14 protein-coding genes are annotated in these 16,370 nt (G+C 64.7%); 12 read left to right on the plus strand and 2 right to left on the minus strand.

The window, feature by feature from the left end; genetic code table 11:
- Nucleotides 1-87: 87 nt before the first annotated feature.
- The 6 genes from DYI37_RS09875 (at nucleotide 88) to DYI37_RS09900 (ending at nucleotide 7,288) form a co-directional block, all read left to right on the plus strand.
- Nucleotides 88-1,818, plus strand: a complete 1,731-nt coding sequence (locus DYI37_RS09875; RefSeq protein WP_158555129.1) for a sulfatase-like hydrolase/transferase — start codon at nucleotides 88-90, stop codon at nucleotides 1,816-1,818.
- 196 nt (nucleotides 1,819-2,014) lie between these two features.
- Nucleotides 2,015-3,346 (plus strand): ABC transporter substrate-binding protein, encoded by a 1,332-nt coding sequence (locus tag DYI37_RS09880; protein WP_116683081.1) that lies wholly within the window; start codon nucleotides 2,015-2,017, stop codon nucleotides 3,344-3,346.
- 243 nt (nucleotides 3,347-3,589) lie between these two features.
- On the plus strand, nucleotides 3,590-4,462 hold the full coding sequence (locus tag DYI37_RS09885) for a carbohydrate ABC transporter permease (protein WP_116683082.1): 873 nt from the start codon (nucleotides 3,590-3,592) through the stop codon (nucleotides 4,460-4,462).
- Nucleotides 4,463-4,473: 11 nt separating this feature from the next.
- The gene (locus DYI37_RS09890; RefSeq protein ID WP_116683083.1) at nucleotides 4,474-5,304 is read left to right on the plus strand and encodes a carbohydrate ABC transporter permease; all 831 of its coding nucleotides are present in this window, start codon (nucleotides 4,474-4,476) and stop codon (nucleotides 5,302-5,304) included.
- 13 nt (nucleotides 5,305-5,317) lie between these two features.
- The gene (locus DYI37_RS09895; RefSeq protein ID WP_116683084.1) at nucleotides 5,318-6,322 is read left to right on the plus strand and encodes an ABC transporter ATP-binding protein; all 1,005 of its coding nucleotides are present in this window, start codon (nucleotides 5,318-5,320) and stop codon (nucleotides 6,320-6,322) included.
- A 276-nt stretch (nucleotides 6,323-6,598) separates the two neighbouring features.
- A complete protein-coding gene (locus tag DYI37_RS09900) occupies nucleotides 6,599-7,288 on the plus strand; it encodes a response regulator (protein ID WP_116683085.1) in 690 nt (229 codons plus the stop codon).
- Nucleotides 7,289-7,307: 19 nt separating this feature from the next.
- Here DYI37_RS09900 and DYI37_RS09905 read toward each other — a convergent pair whose 3' ends face one another.
- Both DYI37_RS09905 and DYI37_RS09910 read right to left on the minus strand, forming a co-directional pair.
- The gene (locus DYI37_RS09905) at nucleotides 7,308-8,702 is read right to left on the minus strand and encodes an ATP-binding response regulator (RefSeq protein ID WP_245413863.1); all 1,395 of its coding nucleotides are present in this window, start codon (nucleotides 8,700-8,702) and stop codon (nucleotides 7,308-7,310) included.
- The gene (locus tag DYI37_RS09910) at nucleotides 8,699-9,955 is read right to left on the minus strand and encodes an FIST N-terminal domain-containing protein (RefSeq protein ID WP_116683086.1); all 1,257 of its coding nucleotides are present in this window, start codon (nucleotides 9,953-9,955) and stop codon (nucleotides 8,699-8,701) included. Before DYI37_RS09910 ends, DYI37_RS09905 begins: the two co-directional genes overlap by 4 nt.
- A gap of 402 nt (nucleotides 9,956-10,357) precedes the next feature.
- Between DYI37_RS09910 and DYI37_RS09915 the strand changes: the two genes are divergently transcribed.
- The 6 genes from DYI37_RS09915 to DYI37_RS09940 all read left to right on the plus strand — a co-directional run bounded on the left by DYI37_RS09915 (nucleotide 10,358) and on the right by DYI37_RS09940 (nucleotide 16,250).
- Nucleotides 10,358-11,275 (plus strand): ABC transporter permease subunit, encoded by a 918-nt coding sequence (locus DYI37_RS09915; RefSeq protein WP_116683087.1) that lies wholly within the window; start codon nucleotides 10,358-10,360, stop codon nucleotides 11,273-11,275.
- A gap of 6 nt (nucleotides 11,276-11,281) precedes the next feature.
- On the plus strand, nucleotides 11,282-12,739 hold the full coding sequence (gene livM / locus DYI37_RS09920; protein ID WP_199520132.1) for a high-affinity branched-chain amino acid ABC transporter permease LivM: 1,458 nt from the start codon (nucleotides 11,282-11,284) through the stop codon (nucleotides 12,737-12,739).
- 2 nt (nucleotides 12,740-12,741) lie between these two features.
- Nucleotides 12,742-13,743 carry an ABC transporter ATP-binding protein gene (locus tag DYI37_RS09925; protein ID WP_245413864.1) on the plus strand — a complete coding sequence of 334 codons (1,002 nt, stop codon included), beginning with the start codon at nucleotides 12,742-12,744 and terminating at the stop codon, nucleotides 13,741-13,743.
- Nucleotides 13,740-14,477, plus strand: a complete 738-nt coding sequence (locus DYI37_RS09930) for an ABC transporter ATP-binding protein (RefSeq protein ID WP_116683089.1) — start codon at nucleotides 13,740-13,742, stop codon at nucleotides 14,475-14,477. Before DYI37_RS09925 ends, DYI37_RS09930 begins: the two co-directional genes overlap by 4 nt.
- Nucleotides 14,477-14,824 (plus strand): DUF6867 family protein, encoded by a 348-nt coding sequence (locus tag DYI37_RS09935; protein ID WP_116683090.1) that lies wholly within the window; start codon nucleotides 14,477-14,479, stop codon nucleotides 14,822-14,824. The genes DYI37_RS09930 and DYI37_RS09935 overlap by 1 nt, the downstream gene beginning before the upstream one ends.
- A gap of 166 nt (nucleotides 14,825-14,990) precedes the next feature.
- Nucleotides 14,991-16,250 carry a branched-chain amino acid ABC transporter substrate-binding protein gene (locus tag DYI37_RS09940; protein WP_116683091.1) on the plus strand — a complete coding sequence of 420 codons (1,260 nt, stop codon included), beginning with the start codon at nucleotides 14,991-14,993 and terminating at the stop codon, nucleotides 16,248-16,250.
- The last annotated feature ends 120 nt before the right edge of the window (nucleotides 16,251-16,370 follow it).

Raw genomic sequence — 16,370 nt, forward strand, 5'->3', positions numbered from 1 at the left:
CGCGGCTCCCGGTCCGCCGACAGATCGCCACGAATGCACCATATGGCAAGCCCCGGACGAGACGAACCGGAAGGATGGGCGGGAAGAATGACGAGGCAGGCGCGGCCATTCGGCGCGATTACGAAACCCGGACGTGCCCGGTTGGCGGCGCTGCGCCCCATGGTCTCCTTCACGCTCGGCTGCGCGCTCCTCGCCCTCCTTCTCTTCCTGCCGGCCACCCCGGGCGACTTCCCCTTCGGCTGGGTCGACGGGATTCCGGTCGAACTTCTCGCCGCCGCGGGTCTTCTCCTTCTCGCGCAAGGCCTCGTCTTCAGACTGCTTCTCGCCGTGATCGGTCTTGCCGCCGCAGTGATTCTCTTCCTGAAACTTGCCGATCTCGGCACCTATTCGGCCTTCGGACGACCGTTCAATCCGCTGCTCGATGTCGTCATTCTGACCGATGGCTGGAACCTCCTCACAGGCACGGTCGGGTTGGCCGAGGCCTTCGCGATCATCGCCGCAGCCATCGCCGTCTGGGCCCTGGCGATCGCGATCCTCGTCTATGCGCTAGCCCAGGGGCGCAAGCTCAGAGGGCCTCGCGCCCACCGGATCGGGGCGGTGGCCTGCATTCTCGCCCTCCTGGGTGGCGTCGCCGACTATGCGGACCGACCAAACCCCGAGGGCATCCCTCTTCTTTCCGCCGAAAACTCGGCCTTCGCCACGGGCCGCATCGACCTGATACGGCAATCCTCGCTTGATCTCATCGCCTTCGAGAGCGATCTTGCGGCCGATCCACTGGCCGATCTCGCGGGCCAGCCGATCCTTCAGGCGCTCGGGGGCCGCGACGTCTACATCCTGTTCGTCGAGTCCTACGGCCGGACCGTTCTGTCCGACCCCGCCTACCGGGCCCTGATCGAGCCGCGCCTCAAGGCCGTCGAGAAGCAACTGTCGGAAGCCGGTTACGGTGCCCGGTCTGGCTGGCTGGCATCGCCGACGGTGGGCGGGCAGAGCTGGCTTGCCCATGGCGCACTTCTATCGGGCCTGCCCACCACCGATCAGCACCGCTACGACCGAATGATCGCCAGCGAGCGCCAGACGCTGAACGCCCTCTTCAGGCGATCCGGCTGGCGGACGGTCGCCGTGATGCCGGCAATCACCATGGACTGGCCCGAAGGCGGCTATTACGGCTACGACGAAATCTTTGCGGCGGCCGATCTCGGCTATCGAGGCCTGCCGTTCAACTGGGTGACGATGCCGGATCAATACACGTTGTCGGCAGCAAGGCGCATCGTGGAGTCGGCGGACCGGCCCGTGATGGTCGAAGCAGCGCTTATTTCAAGCCATGCCCCGTGGACGCCGATCCCCCGTCTCGTTCCCTGGGATGCCGTCGGCGACGGCACCGTCTTCGATGCGCAGGCGAGCGTCGGACCGACGCCGAAGGAGGTCTGGGCCGAACCCGCCCGTGTTCGCGATCATTTCGTGCGCTCGATCGACTACGCCCTCCAGACGATCGGCGACTTCATCGCGCGCTTCGGCGACGACGCCGTCTTCATCGTGCTCGGCGATCACCAGCCGGCGCGGCTCCTGACAGGAGACGGTGCGGGCCGCGACGTGCCCTTTCACATTCTGGCGAACGATCCGGCCGTTCTCGAGCGCCTCGGCCCGCTCGGGCTCGACAACGGCTTGATTCCGGCCGAAGATCAGGCTTCGCGGACGATGTGGTCGGTTCGCGAGAGCCTTGTTCGCACGCTGACGAATGCGGGGAGGAGCGAAGATGGCACCGAGCGAACGGCGGGCTCGTCCACAGCCCGTTCCGAATTGATAGATAAGGGATATTGACCAACCAAGGAAATTGGTAAAAGTCGGCGGACGCACCGTCCGCCGGAGGAGAGACGAAGCGAGATCGCCGGGGAGGCCCATTCCGCTTGAGCTTTGGAAATCCTCATTCTCCACTGGACCGCGCCGATCAGAAGCGTAACTTAAGATCGAAGGTCAGCCGATGCGTCATTCGTCCATAGACCGACTGGGAGGAACCATGTCCATTCATTCGCTACTGAAGACCAGCGCCGCGCTGGGCGCCCTCGTCGCCCTCACGGCCTCCGCGACCGCCCAGGAGACGACGACGATCACCGTCGGAACCGTCAACAACTCCGACATGATTCGGATGCAGGGCCTCACGAGCGTCTTCGAGGAGCAGCATCCGAACATCAAGGTGAACTGGGTGACCCTGGAGGAGAACATTCTCCGCCAGCGCGTGACCACGGACATCGCCACCAAGGGCGGTCAGTTCGACGTGATGACCATCGGCACCTACGAAGTGCCGATCTGGGCCAAGCAGGAATGGCTGCAGCCCCTCGACAACCTGCCCGAGACCTACAACACCGACGACCTGATTCCGGCCATCCGCAACGCGCTTTCGGTCGACGACAAGCTCTACGCCCTGCCGTTCTACGCCGAGAGCGTTCTGACCCTCTACCGCAAGGACCTGTTCGAGAAGGCCGGGCTCGAAATGCCCGAGCAGCCGACCTGGGACTTCATCGCGGAAGCCGCCGAGAAGACGGCGGACAAGGAGAACGGCGTCTACGGAATCTGTCTGCGCGGCAAGCCGGGCTGGGGCGAGAACATGGCCTTCCTCGGCAATATGGCCCGGGAATTCGGCGCGAACTATTTCGACGCCAGCTGGCAGCCCCAGTTCGAGAGCGAGGGCTGGAAGAAGGCCGTCAATCTCTATGTCGAGCTGATGACGAAATACGGCCCTCCGGGTGCCGCCTCCAACGGCTTCAACGAGAACCTCTCGCTGTTCGGCCAGGGCAAGTGCGCGATGTGGATCGACGCCTCGGTCGCCGCCTCCTTCGTGACCAATCCCGAGCAGAGCCAGGTGGCCGATCAGGTCGGGTTCGGCGGCGCGCCCTGCGGCACCGAGGACTGCCCGAACGACGGCTACAACTGGCAGTGGGCCTGGTCGCTGGGCCTGCCGGCGGGTTCCCAAAAGGCGGAAGCCGCTCAGGAATTCGTCGCCTGGGCGACATCGCAGGACTACATCAACCTCGTCGCCGAGCGTGAGGGCTGGGCGAGCGTGCCCCCGGGTACCCGCACCTCGCTCTACGAGAACAAGGAATACACGGACGCCGCTCCCTTCGCCGCAGCCACGCTGAACGCGATCCAGAACGCCAAGGCGGAGCCGACGGACGACAAGCCCTATTTCGGGCTACAGTTCGCGGCGATCCCGGAGTTCCAGGGCATCGGCACGGCCGTCGGCCAGCAGATGGCGGCGGCGCTCTCGGGTTCGGTCACCGCCGACCAGGCGCTGAGCCAGGCCCAGGCGATCGCGACCCGCGAAATGACCCGCGGCGGCTACCTCAAGTAAGACCGCAGCGCTGAAACTGTCCGGGCGGGGACGACCCGCCCGGATGTCCGGCCATTGGGAGGCAAGCGCCGGACCGATATCCGCAACGCAAACCAACCGTTCTTCCATCCGACCACGCCGTTCCATGCGAACGGATAAGGGACATAGGGAGGATGGAGGCGCGCCGTTCGGTCCTGTCGTCCTCTCCCGCTTCCCGTCAGGTGCGAATTTTCGCGATGGTTCGATCGCGGCCAGGAGATTTCGATGGCAACGCAGCACTCCCAGAAACTCGCCCGTTCGATGATGGCGCCCTCGGTCATCGCACTGCTGATCTGGATGGCCGTGCCGCTGGCCATGACGCTGTATTATTCGACCCTCGGATACAGCCTCTACAATCCCATCTCGACACCATTCGTCGGCATCGAGAACTACACCTACTTCCTCACCGACCCAACCTTCATCGCCGCCCTGACCAATACGATGGTCCTCGTCGTCGGCGTCCTCGTCATCACGATCGGCGGGGGCATTCTCCTCGCGCTGCTGCTCGATCAGGACATCTATGGCGTCAACATCGTGCGCCTCCTCGTCATCGCCCCCTTCTTCGTCATGCCGACGGTCGCAGCCCTCGTCTGGAAGAACATGATGATGAACCCGGTCTACGGCGTCATCGGCCAGTCCATGTCGGCGATCGGCCTCGCCCCGATCGACTGGATGACGGATGTCCCGCTCCTGTCGATCATCCTCATCGTCGCCTGGCAGTGGCTACCGTTTGCGACGCTCATCCTGCTCACCTCGCTCCAGTCCCTCTCCTCCGACCAGAAGGAGGCGGCCGAGATGGACGGCGCCGGCGCGCTGTCGATCTTCTGGTACATCACGCTGCCCCATATGAGCCGGGCGATCACGGTCGTCATCCTGATCCAGACGATCTTCCTCCTGTCGATCTTCGCGGAAATTCTCGTGACGACGAATGGCGGGCCGGGCGCGCAGTCCACCAACATCACCTATCTCGTCTACCAGCAGGCGATCTCATTCGGTGATATCGGCGCAGCCTCCGCCGGCGGCATCGTCGCCGTCATCCTCGCCAACATCGTTGCGATCTTCCTGATCAAGGCGATCGGCAAGAACCTCGACGCCTAAGGAGGACGCCCGTGGCCCGCCAAGTTTCCAGACAGCGCAAGATCGGCATGACGATCCTTGCCTGGTTCGTCGGCTTCCTGATCTTCTTCCCGATCCTCTGGACGTTCCTGACTTCGTTCAAGACGGAACTGACGGCGATCTCCATCCCGCCGCAATTCCTGTTCTTCGACTGGACGACGGAGAACTACGTCAACATCCAGGCGCAGGCGAACTACTTCCACTTCATGATGAATTCGATCTACCTGGCGCTCGGCTCCACGGTGCTCGGCCTCATCTTCGCGATCCCCGCCGCCTGGGCGATGGCATTCTCGCCAACCAAGCGCACCAAGGACGTGCTGCTGTGGATGCTCTCCACCAAGATGCTCCCGGCGGTCGGCGTCTACATCCCGATCTATCTGCTCTTCATCAATCTCGGGCTCCTGGATTCCCGGCTCGGGCTGATCATCGTCCTCTTCCTGATCAACCTGCCGATCATGGTGTGGATGCTCTACACCTACTTCAAGGAAATTCCGGTCGACATCCTGGAAGCCGCGCGCATGGACGGGGCGACCCTGCGCCAGGAGATCACGCAGATCCTCGCTCCGATGGCGGTGCCGGGCATCGCCTCCACGGTGCTTCTCAACGTCATCCTCGCCTGGAACGAGGCGTTCTGGACCCTGAACCTCACGACGTCCAACGCCGCTCCCCTCACCGCCTTCATCGCCTCGTTCTCGAGCCCGCAGGGCAATTTCTACGCCACGTTGTCGGCCGCTTCCATGCTCGCCATCGCCCCCATCCTCATCGTCGGATGGTTCTCGCAGAAGCAGCTCGTGCGCGGCCTCACCTTCGGCGCCGTCAAGTAAAGGATCGCAAGCCATGGGCAAAATCCAACTGAAGAGCGTCACCAAGGCCTTCGGCGGCGTCAAGGTCATCCCCAATCTGGACCTCGATATCGAGGACGGCGAGTTCGTCGTCTTCGTCGGCCCCTCGGGGTGCGGCAAGTCCACGCTCCTGCGGCTCATCGCCGGGCTCGAGGACATGACCTCCGGCACGATCCTGATCGACGGCAAGGACGCCACGAACCTGCCGCCGGCCCAGAGACGGCTCGCAATGGTGTTCCAGTCCTATGCGCTCTACCCGCATATGAGCGTGCGCAAGAACATCGCCTTCCCGCTGATGATGGCGAAGATGGACAAGGCGGAGATGAACCGGCGCGTCGAGAACGCCGCGAAGATCCTCAATCTCGCCGATTACATCGACCGCCGTCCCGGCCAGCTTTCGGGCGGCCAGCGCCAGCGCGTGGCCATCGGCCGGGCGATCGTTCGCGAGCCCGCGGCCTTCCTCTTCGACGAGCCCCTGTCGAACCTCGATGCGGCCCTGCGCGTCGGCATGCGGCTCGAGATCTCCGAACTGCACCAGCGTCTCAAGACGACGATGATCTACGTCACGCATGATCAGGTCGAGGCGATGACCATGGCCGACAAGATCGTGGTGCTGCGGGCCGGAAACATCGAACAGGTGGGTTCGCCCCTCGAACTCTATTCGCGCCCGCGCAACACCTTCGTCGCCGGCTTCATCGGCTCGCCGAAGATGAACCTCATGTCGGGCGCCCATGCGCGGCAGCACGATGCGGCCACCGTCGGCGTCCGCCCCGAGCATATGGATCTCTCGACCTCCGACGGCCTCTGGCGCGGCGAGGTGAAGGTGGCCGAGCATCTGGGCTCCGACACCTTCCTCCACGTGGACAGCAAGGATCACGAGGAGCCCCTCACCGTTCGCGCCAATGGCGAGTTTCAGGTGAAGGCCGGCGACGTGGTCTACATGACGCCGCAGGCCGACAAGATGCATCGCTTCGACGACAAGGGACTGGCGATCGGCTGAACCACCGGGCGCTGTACCAAGGACATTTCGAACCGGAGGCAGGTTCGCGGATGCGACGGGGCGCAGGCTCGAAATCGGGAGCGCCGTGATCGGATCCGGATCCGGATCCGGCCTGCTCGGCGGAACGGCCCGGCACCAAAGGCCTATTGTCCGGGCGCCGCGAAGCTTCCTATGCTGGGCAGTGTGGGGGACCATCGCCTCGCCGGTTCGGCGAGACCGGAGCCGGCCTTTCGTCAGGCGACGGGCAGACCGGCGATGCGTTCAGGAGGATCGACCATGACGACGTTTCTTCTCATCGACGATCATCCGCTGTTCCGCGACGCCTTGCGCGCCGCGATCGAGGCGGCCGTTCCGAATTCGCGGACCATCGAGACGGATGCGATCGAGGCAGCCATCGACGTTCTCGAGGACAAGGCCGCGTCGGTCGATCTCGCCCTTCTCGACCTGACCATGCCGGGCGTGACGGGTTTCGAAGGCCTTCTGGAGTTGCGCGCGCGTTTTCCCAAACTGCCGATCCTCGTCGTCTCGGCGCTGGACGATCCGAAGATCGTGCGGCGTGTCCTGTCCTACGGGGTCGCTGGCTTCGTCTCGAAATCGGCCAAGAAGCTCGACCTGTCGACCGCGATCACCGAGGTCCTGTCGGGGTCGGTCTACGTGCAGGACGGCCTCATCGCCAATGGTCCAGAAGACCATCCCGACATGGATTCCCTCGCCTCGCGGGTCGCAAGTCTCACCCCGCAGCAGCTTCGCGTCCTCTCGATGATCCGCCAGGGGCTTCTCAACAAGCAGATCGCCTTCGAGCTCTCGGTGGGCGAGACGACGGTGAAGGCGCATGTCTCCGAAATCCTGCGCAAGCTGAACGTCTTCAGCCGCACGCAGGCGGTGATCGAGATCGCCAAGCTCGACTTCGACCATATCGCCGGGGCGGGCCCGGAGGCCAAACGCACCGAGCGCGCGAGCGTCTGAGACCCATCGCAGCCGGGCGTCAGCCCGTCATATGGGCAAGGAGCGCGCGCAGCTCCGCAGGGCGAACCGGCTTGCGGACGATCTCGCAGCCCTCGCGCTCGATCTGCGCTTCCGTCTCGGGCGCGTAATCCGCCGTGAGCACGCAGGCCGGCACGTTGCGGCCGAGCGAGGAGCGAACCGCGCCCACGACATCGGTACCCGTCTGCCCCTTGTCGAGCCAGTAATCGGCGATGACGACATCCGGATAGAACGTCTCCTGCGCAAGGATCGCCTGGGCCTCGCCGATGCCGCTCGCGGTGCGCACCGTACAGGACCAACGCTCCAGGAGCGCGACGGTCGCCTCGGTGGCCGTCTCGGGATTTTCCACGAGAAGGATCTTGGAGAAGGCGAGCCCGATGCCGGACGCGCTCGCGCGCGGGAACACCGGGCGGTGGGCGCCGGTCTGGACCGGCGCCAGCGGGACCGTCACCGAGAACACCGTGCCGCGCCCCGGACGCGAGCGAAAGGTGAGGCTGTGGCCGAGCGCGGCCGCGGTGCGCTTGACGATGGAGAGACCGAGCCCGAGACCGGGCCTCGCATTCGAGCTCTGCTGGGAGAGCCGCCCGCGATGGAACTCCTCGAAGATCTTCTCGAACTGATCGGCCTCGATACCCTGCCCCGTATCGCAGACATCGATCCTTGCCATATCGCCCCGACGGCGAACGCCGACGAGAACGCCTCCGCGCTCGCTGTAGCGAATGGCGTTGGACAAAAGGTTTGCGAGAAGCCGTCGCAGGAGGCCCGCATCCGAGAGGCCGACGAGATCGCTCGCGGCGACCTTCAGCCTGAGGCCCTTCTCGCTCGCCAGCGGCTGAAACTCGGAGACGAGCCCCGCGCACAGATCGCCGAGCTGGATCTCCCCGATATCGGGTTCGAGGACACCGGCATCGAGGCGCGCGATCTCGAGCACGCTGTTGATGAGGTCTTCCATCGTATCGAGAGCGCGGTCGACGGCACTCGCAAAGCGCGCGCCCTCGGCATTGAGGCCGGAGCCCTGAACCGCGAACAGCGAAAGGCGCGCAGCGTTCAGCGGCTGAAGGATATCGTGGCTGGCGGCGGCGAGGAATTTCGACTTGGAACGATTGGCGTTGTCGGCGGCTTCGCGAGCCGCCAGATTGCGCCGATTGGTGTCCTCGAGGGTCTTCAGGGCGTCGGACAGTTCGGTCGTCCTGCGGCGGACCTGGGTCTCGCGCTGGATCGCGGTCTCGAACAGGCTGTAAGCGTTGGCCTGGCTGTCCGTGACCTGCTCGATCCGGCGCATCAGGGCGAGGTTGACGCGCTTCAGGCGGCGGATCTCCTCCTTCGCGGGATCGGCCTCGGGCACCGTATCCATATCGGAGATCGCCCCGAGGGTCCCGAGGATTACGTCGCTCATGCGGTTTCTCCGACGCGCTCCCTGGCGAGTGCCGAGCCGCCGGACATCCGGGGAATGCAGGTGCCGGTTCGGCCGGCGCCGGGCCCGAAGGCGATCCCCGTCATGGTCTGGTTCAGGTGCATCGAGGAGAACTGTTCGCCATAGGTCGTGAAGCCGAAGACGTTGTGTTGCCGGAAGACGTCCGCGACCCGGCGCGACAATTGGCGCTCCTCGGCCTCGATCCGGCGCAGGATGCAATCGAAACCGAGAGCGAGGTCGATCCCTCCCACCTCGTCGGAAACCCGGGACAACTCGCCGCACAAGGATCCGACCATGTCCCCCACCTCGGCGATCGTCAGGACGACGCCCTCCTCCATGGCGCAGAAGAAGGACAGCCCATCGGGCTCCACCCGGCGGATCGATCGGCAGTAATGCTCCCCGCCCACCCGCACCGCCAGCGGATAGGCCGCGAAGGAAAAGGGGGTAAGATTGCGGGCGTCGAGACCGAGAAGGCTCGCATATTCCGTCGCGGCGTCCACTCCGTTGAGTTCGGTGACGAGCCTTCGCTCCGGATCGCATCCGGTGACCACGAACCGGGTCTCCGTCGGCCGGTAGTGATCGGATTTGAACACGGCGAAGGGCACGGTCGTCCAGACGAGGCAGACGATCGCGGCATCCTCGTGGGCGCGGCCGTCGAGGCAGACCCGTGTCCGCTCGAAGGCGAGGCCGTCACCGGCCGATCCGCCGACGAGGGGCAGGTTCGGAAGCCCGCGCTGGATCGCAGCGACCACCACCTCCTCGTGATTGGACAAGCCGTCGATGAAGGTCAGCGCGAAGACCGAGCCCTCTTCGCCACCATGGGGGTGACGGTGCCGGACATGGCGCTCGAAGCGTTCGTAGAGTTCGCCGGCGACAGTGGTGCCGTGCTCGAGGCCGGAGGAGGAAATGGCGGGCACGACGGCGGCGAGCGCCTCGAAGCTTTCGGCCGGGAAGAAGACGAAGACGACGCAGCCGTCGAGATAGCCGAAGGGACCGATGCCGCCGGCGGTCGTCGAGCAGACCTGCGTCGGAACCTCCACATCGCGCTTCAGAAGCCGCGCCATCTCCGCGGACGGCAGGGATCGATCCGCGAAAGCGATCATCATCGTGAAATCGCGCCCCGAAGCGGCCTCGCGCGCGAAGGCGCAGGCACCCGCCGGATCGCAGCCGCGATAGACGGCCGTCTCGATACCGCTCCTCAGGCGTTCGCCCGCGGGCAAATCACGGACCTGCATCCCGTCCTCCCAATGCCGGTCGCAAGCTGGAGGACCCGGGCATCTCACCTCCCGGACACGTCGGATCCTGTAGTTTAGACCTATTCCATTCAGAACCGTGCGGCAAGCGGCGCACTCGGCCACGCGATCTGCGGGCAGACGGCGCGGGCTTGCCCGGCGCACGGGATTGACAGGCCGCGCCGTCCCGCATCCACTGTCATCCGGTCTTCACAGAGCGGACCCGCGACGTTTCGGTGGACTTTTCGGCACGGGCCTTGCCTTGGAAGACCTGCTATGGAATGCATCAGATAAGTAATCTGCCTTGATGTTCTCCAGGCGGGATCACGGCGGGTGTCGCGCTCCTGACAACGATAACCAAGCGACACCCGACAACGAGAAGCTTGCTTCAAAAGACGGGCGCCTATGGAATATTTTCTGCAACAGCTGATCAACGGCATCACGCTCGGATCGATCTATGGTCTGATCGCCATCGGCTATACGATGGTCTACGGCATCATCGGCATGATCAACTTCGCCCATGGCGAAGTCTTCATGATCGGCGCGTTCATCGCGCTGACCGCGTTTCTCGCTCTCGCGGCGCTCGGAGTGACCTTCCTGCCGCTGGTGCTCCTGATCATTCTCGCGGTCGCGATGCTGTTCACCGCCGTCTGGGGATGGACGATCGAGCGCGTCGCCTACCGCCCGCTTCGCGGCTCGTTCCGCCTCGCTCCGCTGATCACGGCGATCGGCATGTCGATCTTCCTGCAGAACTTCGTCCAGGTCACCCAGGGCGCGCGCGTCAAGCCGCTGCCGCCCCAGATCCAGGGCGGCATCACGCTGATGGACGGGCCCGGCGGGATCGTCGTCCAGCTCTCCTACATGCAGCTCATCATCATCGCCCTGACGATCGCGCTGATGATCGGTTTCTCGCTGATCATCTCCAAGACCTCGCTCGGCCGCCAGCAGCGCGCCTGCGAGCAGGACCGCAAGATGGCCTCGCTCCTCGGCGTCAACGTGGATCGCACCATTTCGCTGACCTTCGTCATGGGTGCGGGCCTCGCGGCCGTCGCGGGCACGATGTACCTCCTCTATTACGGCGTGATCGACTTCTACATCGGCTTCATCGCCGGCGTGAAAGCCTTCACCGCCGCCGTGCTCGGAGGCATCGGATCGCTTCCCGGCGCGATGCTCGGCGGGCTCGCCATCGGCCTCATCGAGACTTTCTGGTCGGGTTACTTCTCGGTCGAATACAAGGACGTCGCAGCGTTCTCGATCCTCGCGATCGTCCTCATCTTCATGCCCTCCGGCCTCCTCGGCCGCCCGGAAGTCGAGAAGGTCTGAGGCGACATGGCGACCACCAACCAACCGACGAGTTCGAACCGCCCCGAGGGCGCCGAGCTCGAGAGCGAAGCGCGCCGCGCGGCCATGCAGGGCGTTCCGCCGTTCAACGCGGAACCGGCGAAACGCTCGCGTCTCGCACAGTCCTTCCGCGAGGCCGCGATCACGGCCGCGATCGTCGCGGGACTGACGCTCTTCTTCTTCGCCTTCAGGACCAATATCGCGACTGGCGGCCTCGATCTCGCCTTCCGGCCGGACCTGTGGCTGATCTGGATCGCGATCGCCTTCGTCGCGCGGTTCCTCCTGTCCTATTTCGTCTTCGCGACGGAGAGCCCGATCACCGGCTTCTTCAAGCGCACGAAATCCGAGCGGTCCTCGCTGCCGATCGGCAAGATCCTCGGCATCGTCCTTCTGCTCGTCGCCCTGACGCTGCCCTTCCTCCTCGACGTCTTCCTGCCGAGGCAGAACCGGTATCTTCTGGATCTGGCGATCCTGATCCTGACCTATGTGATGCTCGGCTGGGGCCTCAACATCGTCGTCGGCCTCGCCGGTCTTCTCGATCTCGGCTATGTCGCCTTCTATGCGGTCGGCGCCTATTCCTTCGCGCTCCTGTCCATCAATTTCGACCTCGGCTTCTGGGTCTGCCTGCCGATGGCCGGCCTGTTCGCCGCGCTCTGGGGCATCATGCTCGGCTTCCCGGTGCTGCGGCTTCGCGGCGACTATCTCGCGATCGTCACGCTCGCCTTCGGTGAGATCATCCGTGTCGTGCTGCTCAACTGGTACGACTTCACCGGCGGCCCCAACGGCCTGCTCGGCATTCCGAAGCCGACCCTGTTCGGCCTGGAATTCAGCCGGGGCGAGAACGGGTTCGCGGAGTATTTCGGCCTGGAATACAACCCGATCCAGCGCTTCATCTTCCTCTACTACATCATCCTCGCGCTGGCGCTACTGACCAATTTCGTGACCATGCGCATGCGCAAGCTCCCGGTCGGCCGGGCCTGGGAAGCCCTTCGGGAAGACGAGATCGCCTGCCGGGCGCTCGGCATCAACACCGTCAACGTCAAGCTGACGGCTTTTGCGACGGGCGCGATGTTCGGCGGGTTCGCCGGCTCCTTCTTCGCCACGCGACAGGGCTTCATCTCGCCGGAAAGCTTCACCTTCATCGAGTCGGCGATCATCCTCGCCATCGTGGTGCTCGGCGGCCTCGGCTCCCAGCTCGGCGTCGTGATCGCTTCCGTGGTGATGATCGGCGGCATCGAACTCCTGCGCAACCTGACGGTGCTCGACGCCGTCTTCGGCGCCGGCTTCGATCCGACCCAGTACCGCATGCTGATCTTCGGTCTCGCAATGGTCGCGATTATGGTCTGGAAACCGCGCGGTTTGATCTCCACCCGGGTTCCCTCGGTCTACTACAAGAAGAAGAAGGCGATCGGCGCCGATCTCGTCAGCCAGGGCGAGGGTCACTGATCATGTCAGACACAATGAACCCGACACACGCCCCCGCAAGCCATGCCCGCTGGACGGAGGATCCCGTCCTCACCGTCGAGCATCTCACCATGCGCTTCGGCGGCCTCACCGCCATCGACGACCTCTCCTTCAGCGTCGGGCGCGGCGACATCACCGCCCTGATCGGGCCGAACGGAGCGGGCAAGACGACGGTCTTCAACTGCGTCACCGGCTTCTACAAGCCCACCGAGGGGCGGATCCTCCTGCGCCGTGGGGCAAAGCCCAGCGATGCAGCGATCGCCGAGCTCACCCGGTCCGGCCGGCAATACGACCGGGACGGGGAGAACGGTATCTATCTCCTCGAGCGGATGAACGATTTCCGCATCACCGCCATCGCGGGCGTCGCGCGCACCTTCCAGAACATCCGCCTGTTCGGCGGCATGACGGTCTTGGAGAACCTGCTCGTCGCCCAGCACAACCATCTGATGCGGGCCTCCGGCTACACGATCGGCGGCCTCATCGGCCTGCCCGGATGGCGGCGCGAGGCGGAACGGGCCAAGGACAAGGCGATCGCCTGGCTCGAGCGCATCGATCTCATCGACCGGGCCGACGATCCGGCCGCCGATCTCGCCTATGGCGACCAGCGGCGCCTCGAGATCGCGCGCGCCATGTGCACCGATCCGCGCCTCCTGTGCCTCGACGAGCCGGCGGCGGGCCTCAATCCGCGCGAGTCGTCCGAACTCAACGACCTGTTGCGCTCGATCCGCGACCGGGACGGCGTCTCGGTTCTCCTCATCGAGCACGATATGGGCGTCGTCATGCAGATCTCCGACCACATCGTGGTTCTCGACTACGGCAAGAAGATCGCCGACGGCGCCGCTGCCGCCGTCAGGGACGACCCGAAGGTGATCGCCGCCTATCTCGGCGTCGACGACGAGGAGGTGGACGAGGTGGAGGAAGCCCTGCACCAGAACGATCCGCAGGGCTCGGCCAATGCGCAGCTTGGCGAGGGAGACCGGGCATGAGCGCCGCCAGCCAGGAACTGATGCTCTCCATCCGGGGGGTCGAGACCTTCTACGGCAAGATCCAGGCCCTGCGCGGGGTCGATGTCGACGTCCATGCCGGCGAGATCGTGACGCTGATCGGGGCGAACGGTGCCGGCAAGTCCACCCTGATGATGACGATCTGCGGCTCGCCCCAGGCGCGCAGCGGAAAGATTCTCTATCGCGGCGACGACATCACCCATCTGCCGACCCACGACATCATGTCCCGTTCGATCGCCCAGTCCCCCGAGGGCCGGCGCATCTTCTCGCGGATGACCGTGATGGAAAACCTGCAGATGGGCGCGATTCTCGAAGATCCGTCGACGTTCAATGCGGATCTCGAAAAGGTCTTCCACCTCTTCCCGCGCCTCAAGGAGAGGCGCAGCCAGCGCGGCGGAACGCTTTCGGGCGGCGAGCAGCAGATGCTCGCGATCGGGCGCGCGCTGATGAGCCGCCCCAAGCTCCTGCTTCTCGACGAACCCTCGCTGGGCCTTGCCCCGTTGATCGTCAAGCAGATCTTCTCCGCCATCGGCGAACTCAATCGCACCGAGGGCCTCACCGTGTTCCTCGTGGAACAGAACGCCTTCCACGCCCTGCGCCTCGCCCATCGCGGCTATGTCATGGTCAACGGCTCGATCACCATGTCGGGCACCGGCATGGAGCTTCTTTCGCGCGAGGAAGTCCGCAGCGCCTATCTCGAGGGGGGAGCCCACTGATGCAACCGGAAATGGCTCTCCTCTGGGAGGTTTCGGTCTGGGAATTCATCGTGGTCACGGTCGTTCTCGGCGGCGGCGGCGCCTATGCGATCGGGCGGTCCACGGCCCTGTCCTGGAACGGCTGGGGGCTGATGGCCTTCTATGTCTTCCTCCTGACCATCGCCGTCCGCTTCATCCACTTCAGCCTGTTCGACGGCACGTTCTTCCTGCCGCTCGAGGAGTTCGGGACCGCGTTCTATTACGCGTTCATCGACTATGTCGTCCTCTTCGCGATCGCCGCGATCGGACGCAGTTTCGTGCGCAATCGACAGATGGCACGACAATACGGCTTTCTCGGAACCCGCTGAAAGCCGATGCGACGTGCGCTCCGCCTCTTTATTCATCAAAGTAGAAAAAAGCGGCGGAACGACTAGCAAATACAGACGCCTCGGTTTTTAATCGGCGAAGGCATGGAGACCCATTCCTGACCCAACCCGGATCCATCCGGGCCAACGAGACAAACAGGGAGCATTCATGAACAAGGTACTTCTCGCCAGCGCGGCCCTCGGACTGGTCTTCACCGGAGCGGCCAAGGCCGACATCACGATCGGCGTCGCCGGTCCGATGACCGGCCAGTATGCGAGCTTCGGCCAGCAGCTGCGCGTCGGCGCCGAGCAGGCCGTGGCCGACATCAACGAAGCCGGCGGCATCAACGGCGAAATGCTGAAGCTCTCCATCGGCGACGATGCCTGCGATCCGAAGCAGGCCGTGGCCGTGGCCAACAACTTCGCCTCCGAAGGCGTTCCCTTCGTCGCGGGTCACTTCTGCTCGGGCTCATCGATCCCCGCCAGCCAGGTCTATGCGGACGAGCAGATCATCGAGATCTCCCCGGCTTCGACCAATCCGGACTATACCGACCAGCGCCCCGGCGACGGCATCTACCGTGTCTGCGGTCGCGACGACCAGCAGGGCGAGGTCGCCGGCAAGTACATCCACGACAACTTCGCGGACGCCAAGGTCGCGATCCTCAACGACAAGACCGCCTACGGCAAGGGTCTCGCCGACCAGACCGAGAAGTTCTACAAGGAAGCCGGCGGTGAGCCCGTGCTCGTCGAGGCCTATACCGCCGGCGAAAAGGACTACACCTCGCTCGTCACCAAGATGAAGCAGGCCGGTGTCGATCTCGTCTATATCGGCGGCTACCACACCGAAGCCGGCCTGATGGCGCGCCAGATGCGCGAACAGGGCATGGATACGATCATCATGTCGGGCGACGCGCTCGTCACCGACGAGTACTGGGCGATCACCGGCGATGCCGGCCAGGGCACCCTGATGACCTTCTCGCCGGACCCGCGCAACAACGAGCAGGCCAAGCCGATCGTCGAGAAGCTGGAAGCCGAAGGCAAGACGACCGAAGGCTACGTCCTCTACACCTATGCGGCGATCCAGGCCTGGGCAGATGCCGTCAAGCAGGCCGGCTCCACCGATTACGACGCGGTCGTCGGCGCTCTGAACGAGGGCAGCTTCAGCACGGTCATCGGCGACCTGTCCTTCGACGACAAGGGCGACGTGACCCTGCCGGGCTACGTCATGTACGAGTGGGACAACGGCAAGTATGCCGAGCTCCAGGGCGCACCGACGGCCGATCAGGCGGCAGTCGATGGCGGCTCCGCCTCGGGAACCACCGAGACGGTACCGACGTCCACGGACGATGCGGGCGCCAATGGCGATGCGGCCGCCGAGGAGACCGGCTCTTCGAGCAGCACGGCGCCGACCGACGGTTCCTCGAACTGATCCACGGCCGTATTCCCCTGCCGCCGGTCCCGGCGGCGGGTGGCTTTCGACCAAGTGCTTCGAAGGCCCCGGCGATTGACGCCGGGGCCTTTCTTCGTTCCGACATCGTCCGCGATATTC

The organism is Fulvimarina endophytica, from assembly GCF_003403015.1.
Lineage (GTDB): Bacteria > Pseudomonadota > Alphaproteobacteria > Rhizobiales > Rhizobiaceae > Fulvimarina > Fulvimarina endophytica.